Annotated in this window: 26 protein-coding genes; all 26 read left to right on the plus strand. The window is 67.2% G+C overall.

Annotation, left to right across the window (positions count from 1 at the left end):
* The first annotated feature begins 1 nt into the window (after position 1).
* The 26 genes from DTX69_RS08570 to DTX69_RS08690 all read left to right on the plus strand — a co-directional run bounded on the left by DTX69_RS08570 (position 2) and on the right by DTX69_RS08690 (position 11,161).
* On the plus strand, positions 2-271 hold the full coding sequence (locus tag DTX69_RS08570; protein WP_162917004.1) for a hypothetical protein: 270 nt from the start codon (positions 2-4) through the stop codon (positions 269-271).
* Between the two features lie 32 nt (positions 272-303).
* Positions 304-1,293: an AAA family ATPase gene (locus tag DTX69_RS08575; protein WP_119301105.1), complete on the plus strand. Its 990-nt coding sequence runs from the start codon at positions 304-306 to the stop codon at positions 1,291-1,293.
* Positions 1,290-1,529, plus strand: coding sequence for a hypothetical protein (locus DTX69_RS08580; protein WP_119301106.1), 240 nt, complete (start codon positions 1,290-1,292; stop codon positions 1,527-1,529). The genes DTX69_RS08575 and DTX69_RS08580 overlap by 4 nt, the downstream gene beginning before the upstream one ends.
* Positions 1,526-2,017 (plus strand): helix-turn-helix domain-containing protein, encoded by a 492-nt coding sequence (locus DTX69_RS08585; protein ID WP_162917005.1) that lies wholly within the window; start codon positions 1,526-1,528, stop codon positions 2,015-2,017. Before DTX69_RS08580 ends, DTX69_RS08585 begins: the two co-directional genes overlap by 4 nt.
* Complete coding sequence (locus DTX69_RS08590) at positions 2,017-2,733, plus strand: trypsin-like serine peptidase (protein WP_162917006.1); 717 nt, start codon at positions 2,017-2,019, stop codon at positions 2,731-2,733. The genes DTX69_RS08585 and DTX69_RS08590 overlap by 1 nt, the downstream gene beginning before the upstream one ends.
* A gap of 12 nt (positions 2,734-2,745) precedes the next feature.
* Positions 2,746-3,141, plus strand: coding sequence for a hypothetical protein (locus tag DTX69_RS08595; RefSeq protein WP_119301109.1), 396 nt, complete (start codon positions 2,746-2,748; stop codon positions 3,139-3,141).
* Between the two features lies 1 nt (position 3,142).
* Positions 3,143-3,667, plus strand: coding sequence for a host-nuclease inhibitor Gam family protein (locus DTX69_RS08600; RefSeq protein WP_162917007.1), 525 nt, complete (start codon positions 3,143-3,145; stop codon positions 3,665-3,667).
* Positions 3,664-4,002, plus strand: a complete 339-nt coding sequence (locus tag DTX69_RS08605) for a hypothetical protein (protein ID WP_119301111.1) — start codon at positions 3,664-3,666, stop codon at positions 4,000-4,002. Before DTX69_RS08600 ends, DTX69_RS08605 begins: the two co-directional genes overlap by 4 nt.
* Positions 3,992-4,288 carry a hypothetical protein gene (locus tag DTX69_RS08610; protein WP_119301112.1) on the plus strand — a complete coding sequence of 99 codons (297 nt, stop codon included), beginning with the start codon at positions 3,992-3,994 and terminating at the stop codon, positions 4,286-4,288. The genes DTX69_RS08605 and DTX69_RS08610 overlap by 11 nt, the downstream gene beginning before the upstream one ends.
* A gap of 9 nt (positions 4,289-4,297) precedes the next feature.
* Entirely contained in the window at positions 4,298-4,702 is a 405-nt protein-coding gene (locus tag DTX69_RS08615) for a hypothetical protein (RefSeq protein WP_119301113.1), read from the plus strand.
* A gap of 15 nt (positions 4,703-4,717) precedes the next feature.
* Complete coding sequence (locus DTX69_RS08620; protein ID WP_119301114.1) at positions 4,718-4,981, plus strand: hypothetical protein; 264 nt, start codon at positions 4,718-4,720, stop codon at positions 4,979-4,981.
* Positions 4,974-5,246, plus strand: coding sequence for a hypothetical protein (locus DTX69_RS30040; RefSeq protein ID WP_162917008.1), 273 nt, complete (start codon positions 4,974-4,976; stop codon positions 5,244-5,246). The genes DTX69_RS08620 and DTX69_RS30040 overlap by 8 nt, the downstream gene beginning before the upstream one ends.
* Entirely contained in the window at positions 5,243-5,863 is a 621-nt protein-coding gene (locus tag DTX69_RS08625) for a GcrA family cell cycle regulator (RefSeq protein WP_162917009.1), read from the plus strand. The genes DTX69_RS30040 and DTX69_RS08625 overlap by 4 nt, the downstream gene beginning before the upstream one ends.
* A gap of 13 nt (positions 5,864-5,876) precedes the next feature.
* On the plus strand, positions 5,877-6,056 hold the full coding sequence (locus DTX69_RS08630) for a hypothetical protein (RefSeq protein ID WP_119301116.1): 180 nt from the start codon (positions 5,877-5,879) through the stop codon (positions 6,054-6,056).
* The gene (locus DTX69_RS08635; RefSeq protein ID WP_119301117.1) at positions 6,053-6,343 is read left to right on the plus strand and encodes a hypothetical protein; all 291 of its coding nucleotides are present in this window, start codon (positions 6,053-6,055) and stop codon (positions 6,341-6,343) included. Before DTX69_RS08630 ends, DTX69_RS08635 begins: the two co-directional genes overlap by 4 nt.
* On the plus strand, positions 6,340-6,654 hold the full coding sequence (locus tag DTX69_RS08640) for a hypothetical protein (protein WP_119301118.1): 315 nt from the start codon (positions 6,340-6,342) through the stop codon (positions 6,652-6,654). Before DTX69_RS08635 ends, DTX69_RS08640 begins: the two co-directional genes overlap by 4 nt.
* On the plus strand, positions 6,651-6,893 hold the full coding sequence (locus DTX69_RS08645; protein WP_119301119.1) for a hypothetical protein: 243 nt from the start codon (positions 6,651-6,653) through the stop codon (positions 6,891-6,893). The genes DTX69_RS08640 and DTX69_RS08645 overlap by 4 nt, the downstream gene beginning before the upstream one ends.
* Positions 6,893-7,243 carry an HNH endonuclease gene (locus DTX69_RS08650; RefSeq protein WP_119301120.1) on the plus strand — a complete coding sequence of 117 codons (351 nt, stop codon included), beginning with the start codon at positions 6,893-6,895 and terminating at the stop codon, positions 7,241-7,243. The genes DTX69_RS08645 and DTX69_RS08650 overlap by 1 nt, the downstream gene beginning before the upstream one ends.
* Positions 7,230-7,514 carry a hypothetical protein gene (locus tag DTX69_RS08655; RefSeq protein WP_119301121.1) on the plus strand — a complete coding sequence of 95 codons (285 nt, stop codon included), beginning with the start codon at positions 7,230-7,232 and terminating at the stop codon, positions 7,512-7,514. The genes DTX69_RS08650 and DTX69_RS08655 overlap by 14 nt, the downstream gene beginning before the upstream one ends.
* A complete protein-coding gene (locus DTX69_RS08660; RefSeq protein ID WP_119301122.1) occupies positions 7,511-8,242 on the plus strand; it encodes a gp16 family protein in 732 nt (243 codons plus the stop codon). The genes DTX69_RS08655 and DTX69_RS08660 overlap by 4 nt, the downstream gene beginning before the upstream one ends.
* Positions 8,239-8,637: a helix-turn-helix domain-containing protein gene (locus DTX69_RS08665; RefSeq protein ID WP_119301123.1), complete on the plus strand. Its 399-nt coding sequence runs from the start codon at positions 8,239-8,241 to the stop codon at positions 8,635-8,637. Before DTX69_RS08660 ends, DTX69_RS08665 begins: the two co-directional genes overlap by 4 nt.
* A gap of 7 nt (positions 8,638-8,644) precedes the next feature.
* Positions 8,645-8,929, plus strand: a complete 285-nt coding sequence (locus DTX69_RS08670) for a hypothetical protein (protein ID WP_119301124.1) — start codon at positions 8,645-8,647, stop codon at positions 8,927-8,929.
* Between the two features lie 82 nt (positions 8,930-9,011).
* Positions 9,012-9,530 (plus strand): glycosyl hydrolase 108 family protein, encoded by a 519-nt coding sequence (locus DTX69_RS08675; protein WP_119301125.1) that lies wholly within the window; start codon positions 9,012-9,014, stop codon positions 9,528-9,530.
* On the plus strand, positions 9,531-10,493 hold the full coding sequence (locus DTX69_RS08680; protein ID WP_119301126.1) for a hypothetical protein: 963 nt from the start codon (positions 9,531-9,533) through the stop codon (positions 10,491-10,493).
* A gap of 15 nt (positions 10,494-10,508) precedes the next feature.
* On the plus strand, positions 10,509-10,859 hold the full coding sequence (locus DTX69_RS08685) for a DUF2730 family protein (RefSeq protein ID WP_119301127.1): 351 nt from the start codon (positions 10,509-10,511) through the stop codon (positions 10,857-10,859).
* Positions 10,856-11,161: a VpaChn25_0724 family phage protein gene (locus DTX69_RS08690; protein WP_119301128.1), complete on the plus strand. Its 306-nt coding sequence runs from the start codon at positions 10,856-10,858 to the stop codon at positions 11,159-11,161. Before DTX69_RS08685 ends, DTX69_RS08690 begins: the two co-directional genes overlap by 4 nt.
* The last annotated feature ends 4 nt before the right edge of the window (positions 11,162-11,165 follow it).

Genomic DNA, 11,165 nt, shown 5'->3' on the forward strand with positions numbered 1-11,165 from the left:
CATGATCGACGGCCGCATCATGACGAGCGTCTGCACGGTCGGCGGCAGGACCTACGTCGCGGTCGACGAGCACGGCGTGCTGCTCACGCTGCAATCGCCCGCCGGAATCCAGGTGCAATCGGAGATCACGTCGGCGTCTGCGCGCCAGCTCGCGCGCGTGCTGATGACGGCGGCCGACGACTTCGAAGAGCTGGAAGGAACAAGGGCCGGGAGTGAGGTCCCGGCCCATGTCGATGCCGACTTTCCTGATGAGGGGAACCGGCAGGTCTGAGCCTAGCAACCCAAACCAGAAGGCAACCTACCATGAAGCAAGCCATCGAGCAAAAACCGGCCGACACCGTCGTCGTGCCGCTCAACCAGGCGGAATTGCGCGAGCGCGTGCGCGCGCTGATGACCAAGGAAGAGATCAGCCAGGCCCAGCTGGCGCGCGAAACCGGCCACAGCACCTCCGTCATCAGCCAGTGGCTCAGCGATTCCTATCGCGGCGACAGCAACAAGGTCGGCGCATCGCTCGTCAAGTGGCTGAAGAGCCGCGACGAGAACGCGCGCATCAACGCGGTGCTGCCGCACGCCCCGAGCTGGGTGGAGGCACCGACGGCGAAGCGGATCTATGACGCGCTCGCCTACGCGCAGCACGTCGGCGACATCGCCGTGATCTATGGCGGCGCCGGCCTCTCCAAGACCACCACGATCCGGCGGTATCGCGAGAGGAACGTGAACGTGTGGGTGGTGACCGCGACGCCGGCGACCGCAGGCGTGGCGCTGCTTCTCGAAGAGATCGCCATTGCCCTCGGCTTCCGGGACTATCCGCTGCACCCGGCCAAGCTGCAGCGCGCGATCCTGCGGCACATCCAGGATACGGGCGGGCTGCTCGTCATCGACGAGGCCCAGCACCTCACCAAGCAGGCGCTGGAAGCGGCGCGCTCCCTGCACGACGCCACCGGCATCGGGCTGGTCCTGAGCGGCAACGCGGCGGTGTTCAACAACCTCTATCGCGGCGGCAACAACGGCTTCGCCCAGCTCTTCAGCCGCGTCGGCAAGCGGCTCGCCCTGGTGCGGCCGGTCGCCGGCGACGTTCACGCGATGGCCGCCGCCTTCAAGGTCAAGGGCACGCCTGAGCTGCGCGAGCTGGAGGCCATCAGCCGGCGGCCCGGCGCTCTGCGCATGGTGGTGAAGGTCCTGCGCCTGGCGGCCGTGCTCGCAGGCGGCGGTTCGACCACGCTGCAGCATATCAAGGCGGCCTGGGAAGAGCTGCAGGGCGAAGCGATCGACCAGCAGGAGGCCGCGTCGTGAGCGCCAGCGGAGACATCACGAACCTCCTGAAGCACCTCGAAGAGCACGTCGGGGTGCCGCAGGTGACGATCGACGGGCAGGCGTTCGACACGCTCTACGCCAACCTGCTCGGCATCCGCAACGACGTGCGCGCGCTGGAGAACGCTGTGGTGCCGCGTGATCCGCGGATCTGCAAGGAGCCGCCGTGGGGCTGGGGACCCAACGTCGTGCCGATGACGGGAGGCAAGCGGCCGTGACTGCAGCCCGCAAACGCCCGCCTGCGCAGACGCAGCGTTGGTCCGAGTGCGGTCGCATCTGCGCCATCGTGGCCGAGGAGTTCGGAATCGCGGTGGCCGAGATGCTCTCGGAGCGACGTGACCTGCGAACGGCAACGCCGCGCATGGTGGCGATGTATCTCGCCCACCGCGCGACGAACTTTTCGCTGACGCGGCTGGGATGGGCGTTCGAGCGCGATCACACGACCATCCTCCATGCCGTGAACACCATCAAGGAACGCATTGGACGCGATCCGGACCTGCGTTTCCAGGTAGACCGGTGCGAGTCCGCGGTGCGCGATCCGGCCGTGTTGGCGGCCGAGCGCGCGGTCGCGCGATGCGCACCATCGATCGACAGCGAGATCGACGAGCTGGCGCGGCAGGCGTTCTCACTGGATCCGATCGGCGCGGCGGGAGCCGTGCGCGACGGGCTGCGCGCCTTCCTCGCAACGAAGGAGGACGCCGCCTGATGCGCTTCGCCGCCGTCATCGCTGGTCTGCTGCTCGCTGGGTGCGCCGCTGCGCAGCCAGCGGGCGCACCGGCCGGCTATGCCGGCGGCGACTGGCGCGCGGCGATCATGCACATCGCGAACCGGCACGCGAACACCGTCTGCACGGGCGTGCTGGTGCAGGCGAACCTGGTGGCGACAGCCGGTCATTGCCTGCAGGGCGCCGATGCGGGCGACCTGGTGTTCGTGCCGGTTGGCGTCAACCACGCCTGGCGCGGAAAGGAGATCCTGGCCGCCGGTGGCTTCACCGATGGTGCCGAGGTCAGCCCCGTCGAAGTGGCGCGCGACTGGGCGCTGATCCGCACGGCACCGATGCCGATCGCGCCGATCGCGGTCGCGCCGATGACCAAAGTCCAGATCCAGAAGGCGGTCGCGCAGGGCGCGCGCCTGGCAAGTTTCGGCTTCGCCGATCCAAACATGCTGGTCGAGCACACCGGCTGCGCGCTGCTGGACGTGTGGGGCGAAGCCTTCTTCACGACGCGCTGCCCCATCAGGCCGGGCGACTCCGGCGGCCCGGTCCTTCTGATCGACGACGATGGCGCGCGCCTGGTCGGCCTCAACAGCGCCATCCGCAACGGCGAAACGCTGGTCGTGAGCGCGGGCCGCTTCGCGCCGTGGGCCGGCGCAGACGATCCATTCAACACGCGTGCGCTGGCGCTGGCCCGCGCAGCCAACTGAGAGGAGGAGATCATGCCGTTCATCACCATCAGCCGTGGCCACACGCTGCCTGGGGGGGCATCCGCCAAGCTCGCGTTCCCGAAGAAGGGCAAGACGCGGCTGACCCTCGCCGTCGACGCGACACTCGCCGGCAAGCTCAAGTGGAAACTCGGTGGCGTCATCGGCATCCAGGCTGGCACGGAGGAGGACGCGGGCAAGGTTCGTCTGGCGCCAGCGCCGCGCGGCTGGAAGCTGGGGGAGCACGGCCGCCAGGCCAGCCACTTCTCCATCGCGACGCGCCCGTGGTGGAACGCCGTCCAGATGAAGGGCCTGGAGCCTGCGGGCTTCATCGAGTGCGACAGCGAGGTCAGCGGCCAGGCGCTCACCATCACGCTGCCGCGCGGCTGGTTCCCGGACGATGAGGCCTGACATGGCGAAGAAGGCGAAGCTGCCGGCGGTCGACGCGCCGGCCGACGACATCGAATGCGACAGCTATATCCTCGCGCTGGGCGAGCTGCACCGCTACTTGGTGAAGCTCGAAGCCGAGATGAACGATGCGCTCGCCAAGGCGAAGGCGGACTTTGAGACCCAGGCTGAGCCGCACCGCCAGCGGCTCGCGGCTCTTCACGGCGCGATCGAAGGCTATTGCAACGCCCATCGAGAGCGCCTCACAGGCGGCGGCAAGACCAAGTCCTACCGCTTCGGCAACGGCGAGGTGGCGTGGAGACTGCGACCCAAGAAGGTCACGATCAAGGGTGCCAAGAAGGTGCTGGCCTGGCTGAAGGAGGCACCGAAACAGTTCGAGAAGTTCCTGCGCATCAAGCACGCAATCGACCGCGAGGCGATGCTGCGCTGGCCGGAGCTGGCGGCGGAAGTGCCCGGCGTCAAGGTCGCCAGCGCGGGCGAGCAGTTCGCCGTCACTCCCAACGAGATGAAGCTGGAGAAGGCGGCATGAGGGTCCGGCTGCACGATACGGAGCTGGGCCTCACGCCCGCCGCCTACGACGCCGTGCTGAAGCTGCGCCGGCATGGGCACCGCGTGTTCTGCGCCAAGCGCGAGGACCGGCGCGAGACGCACCACGAGCTGGACGGCCAGATCGTGCCGACGTCCTGGGTGATGGACATGGCGCGCGCGTCGCTGGAATGCCGCGAATGCGGCTGCACCGACCAGCATGCCTGCGATGACAACGGCGTCGGCTGCCACTGGGTGGAACCGGATCTCTGCAGCAAGTGCGCCGCGCGCGACGAGAAGCAGCTGCAGCGCTCCATGGAGGCGCACGATGGGGCTTGAGAGCACGCAAGCATTCGGCGCGCTTCTCGTCCGCGAGCCGACTGAGCCCGAGATCGAGGCGATGATGCGCGCCCGAACGAAGGCGCTGGTCCTGCGCCTCGATGGCTTCACGGCGGCGACGGTCCTGATGGTGCTGCAGCGGGCGCAGCGTGAGCACGGCATCAACAGCACCTGCGTGACGCAGGTGGCTTGGCTGCTGCGCGACCTGGTCATCGAGATCGAACCGGAGCTGCACAACCTGATCGATTCCGGTTGGGCAGGCGTGCCGCTCCAACGCAGCAACTGAGAGGGCAACATGGGCACGAAGAATAACCCTGGCGACTATGACTGCTATGCGAAGGCGCACGCCGATGAGCCGATGTTCACTCTGCTCGGTCGCGATCGGACGGCGCACCACCTGGTCGCCATCTGGTCGGCCTTGCGTGGTGGCCACTTCGAGTTCGCGCGGCAGCTCCTGGACGATGCCATCGCCGACCTTCGGTCGCTAGGCATGCGCGACACGGACAAAGCGAAGCTGGCTGAGGCCGCAACATGCAGCGAGAAGATGAAGACGTGGTTCGATCATCGGAACCACCCACGCACGACCGCAGCCGCTCCAGGTCCGAGTTTCGTCAGTGGGAACACTGCCCCTTCTGCGGAGAGCGAGACCCCGAAGTCCGAGTCCACGGGCACACCCAGTGCCGCACGTGCAACGGCGTGATCGAGCGGTGCTGCGATGACTGAGGCACAAGGCCAGAAGACGCAGATCAAGAATGCGCGCGGCGCCGGCGCGCGTGGGACGATCTGCACCATGCGGTTGCCGGCCGGCGGCGTGCGCGTCGAGGTGCTAACAGCGCTCGATCGCGTGGTGTTCGATCTGCCGCCGGACGAAGCGAAGCGCCACGCGCTTGGCATCCTCAAGCACCTGGAGCCGCTGAGCGACACTGGGGCCGCCGCGATCGCCGTCGAGCGCGCGGAGGCGGGAGGCGGCAATGGGTAGCACTACACCGGCCGACAAGCCGCGCACGTGCCCGGTAGACGGCTGCGAGCAGCCGCTGCAGGGCGAGCGGGACATCCTGTGCGCCGGCCACTGGGACGCTCTGCCGGAAGCACAGCGGGAGGAAGTTCGCCGCCGATACAGGGCCTGGCGCTGCGACCGGCCGCAATGGAGATGGCGGACTGGCAACGACTACATCCTTGCGGTGAACAACGCGATCCGGGCGGCTGGGAGACAGCCCGAAAAGCCAGAGGAGATGCCAGCATGACGCGCGGACCTGTAGCTGTGAATGACGTCTGGACTCCATGGCGGCTCGAGGCCTTGCGCCGGCTGTGGGATCAGAAGGTGTCGGCCAACAAGATTGCGTCGGCGCTCGGCGGCGGGCTCACGCGCAACGCGGTGATCGGCAAGGCGCACAGGCTAGGCCTGGCCGGCCGGCCGAGCCCGATCATCCGCGACGGCCGAACGCCGAAGCGACGGCAATACAAGCCGCGCCCGAAGCTGCCAGGAGGCCGTCAAGCGCTCCTGGAGGCACGCGAGCGGACGGAGGCCGTCAAGGCAGCACAGCGCCAGGCGCAGCCCGCCGCACCAGCTGCACCGCCGCCGCCACCACCGTCACCACCGGAGCCGCGCATCGCTCTTGATGCTCGCGCGACGGTCGCCACGCCAACCCAGTCGCGCTCGGAGAGGATGACCAGCCGCACGTGCGCATGGCCGATCGGGGACCCGCGCGAGCCGGGCTTCCACTTTTGCGGCGCGACGCCGGTGCGCGAGGGCCACTCCTACTGCGACGAGCACCACGCCGCTTCGATCCAGAAGAAGCCGGCGACCGGAACCGAGCCGGCCTTTATCGAGGCACCACGAGCCCGGAGATGGGCGAGCTGAAGGAGGCGGCGCCATGATGCAGATCATCTTCGCTATGGCGTTCCTGATCGGCGCCATGATCGCGATGGAGGGCAGGCAGACGCCTGGACGCATCGCCGTCACCTTCGTATGTGCCATGGGTGCGATGTTCTTCATGGGCTGGAGCCTCGGCGCGCTCGAGGCGACCGTCCTGGCGGAGGTGCCGCAGCCATGACGCGCAGGCCGAAGCCGGGCCGCATCGCGTGCGTGGTGCCGTTCTGCAAGCGGACGGCGCCGCGCGATCCCAACGACGATGCGAATGCGGAGATCATCTGTGGAGGCCACAAGCGCCTGGTCGATAGCGGACTCCGCCGTCTTCACCGCCGCGTCTGCCGGAAGGTCGAAGGGCTGGAGGTCTGCCGAGCCAATCTCGGCCTGGCCAAGACGTTGTTCGGCATCGAACGGCGCGTGTGGGCCAAGATGAAAGAACAGGCGATCGAACGCGCGGCGGGGATCGCATGACTGCAATCACGCTGTCCGATGCGACGCGCGCCAGGATCGACGAGATACGTCGCGTTGATGAGCGGCTTCGTCGCTTCTCCAAGGAGACGCTGGTACAGGCACTCTGCAACCGGATACTCACGCGCGTCGATCTCTATACGAACGACGCCGCGCAGCGGGAAAAGGTGATCGATAGCGAGTTCCACTACATCGCGAACTTCAAGCAGGGTGCCAGAGCGGAGAACGTGCATCGTCGTTTCCTCAGCGCCCTCGAACGCCTGAGGAATCCAAAACCGCGCCGGCGCCGCCGGCGGAAGCGGAGGACAGCATGAAGCACAACAACGTGGTGCAGCACGAGTCCGCGGGCACGCCGATCGGCGACAAGTTCGCGTGGATGGATCGCGTGATGGCGAAGGCGATCGGGGAAGCGGATGGGCTGACGGACTTCGAGGTCGACTTCGCGACCAACACGGCGACGCGCCTCGGCCGCTATGGAGAGCGCACGCTCTTCACGCCCAAGCAGATGGCGGTCGCACACCGCATCGGCCGGAAGCTGGAGGTGGAGCTGTAATGGCGAACCACGTCCTCCTCGAACTGTGGCGATTCCAAGGAGGGCGGTGCGCCTATTGCGGGCGCACGATGGTCGATCCGCGCGCGGGTGCCGGTGACCGCAACACGCCGCTGCGCGCGACCATCGATCACCTGAGGCCGCTAGCGCTTGGCGGGCGCGATGACGGTTACAACCGCGTGGCCGCGTGTCTGGAGTGCAATGTGCTCAAAGGGCCGCTCCACATCACAGAGTTCATCAGGCTGCGTTGGAACACGATGCTGCTCAATGAAGCCAAGGCGCGCATCCGCCTGACCCTCGATGATCGTGCGCGGATGGCTGCAAAGGAACGGAGCGGACATGCCGGTCGCTGAGACATCGCGCTGGGCCTACAGCACGGTGCCGCTCAACGAGCGCCAGGCGGCCGTGGCCGCCGCGCTGATGGAGCTGGGCGAAGCCAGCGACCAGGACCTGTCGATGAAGCTGGGCTGGCCGATCAATTGCGTGACGCCGCGCCGCGGCGAGCTGGAGAAGCTGGGCGTCATCGTGCGCGCGGAGCTGCGCAAGGGTCCGACCGGGCGTCTCGTCAGCGTGTGGCGCCTGGTCGATCGGCAGCTCGACCTGCCACTGATAGGTGGCGCATGAGCATCGCGACCGACGTCCGCCGGAAGAAGGAGCTGGCGAAGATCCACCTGGCGAAGAAGGCGCTGGGGCTGGACGACGATACGTATCGATCCCTGTTGATACGGGTCGCCGGCAAGGACAGCGCCGGCGATCTCGACCAGGCTGGCCGCACGAAGGTACTGGACTATTTCAAGGCGAAGGGCTTCGACGATCGACGGATCAAGCGCGCTGGCCCCGGATCGAAGTCCGGGGCGCGGCCGCTGGCGGAGGGCGCCGAGGCGTCGAAGATGCGCGCGCTGTGGCTGGCGCTCTTCCAGCTCGGCGAGGTGCAGGAGTCGGGCGAGGCCGCGCTCGCCAAGTATGCCGAGCGAATGACGGGCAAGGCCGCGCTGCAGTGGCTCGACCAGCGCGACGTCGCGAAGGTCATCAATACGCTGCGCGCCTGGTGCGGCCGCCTGGGATTCCTCCAGCCTAATTCGTTTCATCTGGACCACATCAACTCCCGCCGGCGAGAGGCCATGCTGGAGGAGGTCGACACCGGCTTCGCCGCCAAATGTGCGCTGCTCCTGACGCTGTGGAAGCGCGCGGGCAACACGATCGCGGACGGCGCCCCGATCGAAGCGTGGCTGCGCATCCACTACAGAGTCGAACAGGTCTGGATGATGACCAGCGACGGGCTCGATGACGCCATCGCGGCGCTCGGCGCTGTTGTTCGCCGGCAGAAGCGGCGGCGGGCGGAGCGCGCATGATCGACGACACGCTGCCCGAGCTGCTGCAGACGATCGAGGCCGAGCTGGGCTATGCAGCAATGCTGAAGTTCGCGCACGCGTTCGGCGGGCAGCGGATCTATATCCCGGAGAAACCAGGACCGGAGAGCCCGATCACCAAGCAGCTCGGCCAGGAGCTGGCCGAGAAGCTCTGCAAGCTGCTCGGCCGGGGCGACATCACAGTCCCGCTCGGACCGACGGGCAACCAAGCGCGGTTCCGCATCGCGCTCGCGAAGCGGATCGCGGAGGGCGGCTCCAACAACGAGATCGCGCGGGACCTGCACTGCCACGAGGTGACCGTGCGCAGGACCAAGGGGAAGCTCGGCCTTGGCGGTCCTGATCCTCGGCAGGTCGATCTGTTCGACAAGGTCAAGTAAGATACCCATGGCCTGCCCCTACAAGAACGACGTCGCGAAGTGCCCGCTCTATATGGCGGCCCACGATGCGAGCTATGTGCATCACACCTGCCTGCACGGCGGTACGAATGGGTTCGATGACGCATGCTCCGTCGACCGCGGCGGGGAACGCTATGAAGACCTCGTCGGCGCTCTTTTCCGGGAGTCTCCCGATTTCGCCGAGCAGCACCGTCGGCACTGCGCGGACATCGATTGGGATCGGCTGATCAAGGACCGCCTCATCCGCAACAATCCAAGGTGGCGCCTCAACTGAGCGTCCCGCGAACCGGAGTTCGCGGTCCCGTGTCTCCCGACCAGAGGCACTATGACGCCGGTCAATTGGACTGGCGAGCCCGATGTATTCCTCCGACTTCACCCGCGCGGTGGCGATCGTCCTGAAGGCCGAGGGCGTCTTCAGCGATGACAAGCGCGATCCCGGCGGCGAGACCAAGTACGGCATCTCGAAGCGCTGGCATCCGGGCGAGGACATCCCGAACCTCACCATCGACCGCGCGACCGAGATCTATCACGAGCACTACTGGCTGAAGTTCAGCTGCGACGAGCTGCCATGGCCGTGGTCGCTGCTCGTGTTCGACGGCGTCGTCAATCAGCCAGCGGCGATTCCCGGTCCCGAGGACGGCGTGATCGAGATGCTGCAGGACACCGTAGGCGTGAAGGATGACGGCATTGTCGGACCCGTCACGATCGCGGCCGCGCGCAAGCGCAACACGCCCGCCGATTGGGGCGACTTCCTGTCGCGACGCGCCTGGCGCTACGCGCAGAAGAGCCACCAGGATCTTCAGCGCGGTCTGTTTCTCCGGCTCTTCAAACTGCAGTGGATCGCCCTTCGAACGTTCGAGGGCAAGGAGGTCTAGATGAACACGACCGCACTCAGGCAGGTGTTCAACGCGAACAAGGCGCGCATGGGGGGCGCGGGCGGGTTCCTCTCCGTCTTGGCCGTGCCGATCGGCATCGAGCCGGACACGGTGCCGGCCGGCATCGTCCTGCTGCAGACGATCTTCGCGATGTTCGGCATGGCCGAGCCGGTCGATCCGGCGCTGCTCGAAGCGGCGTTCAACGTGCTGTGGGTCGCGATTGGCGCCGGCGTCTTCGGCTTCGTCTCGGTGTGGGCGATCCCCAACAAGCTCAAGAGTGGCACGCCAGCCGGTGGCGCGGCGAGTGACGGCAGCAGCTCCGCGCTTTCGTCGCTCGCCGCGTTCGCTCTCGCGACCGGCATCGTGGCCGTGTTGCTGTCCGGCTGCGCGGCCGGCGGCAAGCCGCTCGAGGAGCTGGCGCCGGACTCGATCGAGGACAAGAGCCCGGCGCAAGCGGTCGCCGATCGCCTGTTCACCGAAGCGATCGGGCCGGACCATCGCGGCGTGCGCCTGTGCATGATCGCGTCCGGCGTGGTCGAAGTGATGACCGATCGCGTGACGCACGGCGACGCGGCGTACGCCGAGGCGGCGGCCGGCCAGATCACGCGCATCAAGGCCGTACTCGACAACCTCGACACCTCGGCCGCCAACATCTGGTTCGAGACGGACGTGAAGATCGTCACGCTGGAGCTGGCCGGCGTGATCGTCGATGCGACCAAGTCGCGCGTCGCCGGCCTGCTCGGCAACTTCGCCGGCGGCGTCAACGTGCCCGGCGTGCTGGACCGCGCCGGAATCGCCGCGCGCCAGGCCGTCCTGGCGGACGGCATCGTGCGCGACGTGAAGCGCGTGGTCGCGGAGATCGGCGCGGAGAAGCTGGACCTCGAGGTTGCAACGGCGGGGTGCGAAGAGCGTATCGAGAAGAACCGGAAGCGCATCGGCGCCATTCTCGGCGAAGCGCTGTAGGCGGGTAGGCAGCGCATGACGGAGATCCTGCAGGCATCCCAGCCCGTTCTGCAGATCCTGCAGTGGATCGCGGTCGCGCTCTTCTTCGTCTTCATGCTCTACATGCGCAGCGTGTTCGTGACTCGAAAGGACCACGAGGCAGTCGAGAAACGCGTCCAGAACCTGGAGACGACGATCACCCTGATCGGTCACCAGATGAAGCAAGGGCCGACCGCGAAGGAGATGCACGAGCTGAGTCTGGCCATCGAGCGGCTGACCGGGCAGCTCGGCATCACCAATGAGCGCATGTCGGGCATGGAGGATCTGCAGAAGGTCTTCAAACACCAGGTGGACAGGATCGAAGAGTTCCTGGCGAAGAACCGATGACAAAGCGTTTTGTCGATCATCTGAAGCAGGACCGGCGCCTGGTCATCCTGCGGCTGATCAAGGGCGCCGGCGGCACCGCCAACGACAGCGTACTCACCGCCGGTGTCCGAATGTCGGGGCACGAGACCGCCACGCGCGATGATGTGCGCGGCGACCTCGATTTCCTCAAGGATCGCGGCCTGATCACCATCGAATGGTTCGAGGACAAGGTGAGAGTCGCGCGTCTGACCGAGCGGGGGCTGGACGTCGAGGCAGGGCGCGTGGAAGTCGAGGGCGTCAAGAAGCCCAGTCCCGGCGCGTGAGGCG

This window comes from Dongia deserti, from assembly GCF_003574735.1.
Lineage (GTDB): Bacteria > Pseudomonadota > Alphaproteobacteria > Dongiales > Dongiaceae > Dongia_A > Dongia_A deserti.

Coding starts and splice junctions, on each gene's coding strand:
- DTX69_RS08570 (WP_162917004.1), top strand. CDS start 2: ATGATCGACGGCCGCATCATGACGAGCGTCTGCACGGTCGGCGGCAGG.
- DTX69_RS08575 (WP_119301105.1), top strand. CDS start 304: ATGAAGCAAGCCATCGAGCAAAAACCGGCCGACACCGTCGTCGTGCCG.
- DTX69_RS08590 (WP_162917006.1), top strand. CDS start 2,017: ATGCGCTTCGCCGCCGTCATCGCTGGTCTGCTGCTCGCTGGGTGCGCC.
- DTX69_RS08595 (WP_119301109.1), top strand. CDS start 2,746: ATGCCGTTCATCACCATCAGCCGTGGCCACACGCTGCCTGGGGGGGCA.
- DTX69_RS08600 (WP_162917007.1), top strand. CDS start 3,143: ATGGCGAAGAAGGCGAAGCTGCCGGCGGTCGACGCGCCGGCCGACGAC.
- DTX69_RS08605 (WP_119301111.1), top strand. CDS start 3,664: ATGAGGGTCCGGCTGCACGATACGGAGCTGGGCCTCACGCCCGCCGCC.
- DTX69_RS08610 (WP_119301112.1), top strand. CDS start 3,992: ATGGGGCTTGAGAGCACGCAAGCATTCGGCGCGCTTCTCGTCCGCGAG.
- DTX69_RS08615 (WP_119301113.1), top strand. CDS start 4,298: ATGGGCACGAAGAATAACCCTGGCGACTATGACTGCTATGCGAAGGCG.
- DTX69_RS08620 (WP_119301114.1), top strand. CDS start 4,718: ATGACTGAGGCACAAGGCCAGAAGACGCAGATCAAGAATGCGCGCGGC.
- DTX69_RS30040 (WP_162917008.1), top strand. CDS start 4,974: ATGGGTAGCACTACACCGGCCGACAAGCCGCGCACGTGCCCGGTAGAC.
- DTX69_RS08625 (WP_162917009.1), top strand. CDS start 5,243: ATGACGCGCGGACCTGTAGCTGTGAATGACGTCTGGACTCCATGGCGG.
- DTX69_RS08630 (WP_119301116.1), top strand. CDS start 5,877: ATGATGCAGATCATCTTCGCTATGGCGTTCCTGATCGGCGCCATGATC.
- DTX69_RS08635 (WP_119301117.1), top strand. CDS start 6,053: ATGACGCGCAGGCCGAAGCCGGGCCGCATCGCGTGCGTGGTGCCGTTC.
- DTX69_RS08640 (WP_119301118.1), top strand. CDS start 6,340: ATGACTGCAATCACGCTGTCCGATGCGACGCGCGCCAGGATCGACGAG.
- DTX69_RS08645 (WP_119301119.1), top strand. CDS start 6,651: ATGAAGCACAACAACGTGGTGCAGCACGAGTCCGCGGGCACGCCGATC.
- DTX69_RS08650 (WP_119301120.1), top strand. CDS start 6,893: ATGGCGAACCACGTCCTCCTCGAACTGTGGCGATTCCAAGGAGGGCGG.
- DTX69_RS08655 (WP_119301121.1), top strand. CDS start 7,230: ATGCCGGTCGCTGAGACATCGCGCTGGGCCTACAGCACGGTGCCGCTC.
- DTX69_RS08660 (WP_119301122.1), top strand. CDS start 7,511: ATGAGCATCGCGACCGACGTCCGCCGGAAGAAGGAGCTGGCGAAGATC.
- DTX69_RS08665 (WP_119301123.1), top strand. CDS start 8,239: ATGATCGACGACACGCTGCCCGAGCTGCTGCAGACGATCGAGGCCGAG.
- DTX69_RS08670 (WP_119301124.1), top strand. CDS start 8,645: ATGGCCTGCCCCTACAAGAACGACGTCGCGAAGTGCCCGCTCTATATG.
- DTX69_RS08675 (WP_119301125.1), top strand. CDS start 9,012: ATGTATTCCTCCGACTTCACCCGCGCGGTGGCGATCGTCCTGAAGGCC.
- DTX69_RS08680 (WP_119301126.1), top strand. CDS start 9,531: ATGAACACGACCGCACTCAGGCAGGTGTTCAACGCGAACAAGGCGCGC.
- DTX69_RS08685 (WP_119301127.1), top strand. CDS start 10,509: ATGACGGAGATCCTGCAGGCATCCCAGCCCGTTCTGCAGATCCTGCAG.
- DTX69_RS08690 (WP_119301128.1), top strand. CDS start 10,856: ATGACAAAGCGTTTTGTCGATCATCTGAAGCAGGACCGGCGCCTGGTC.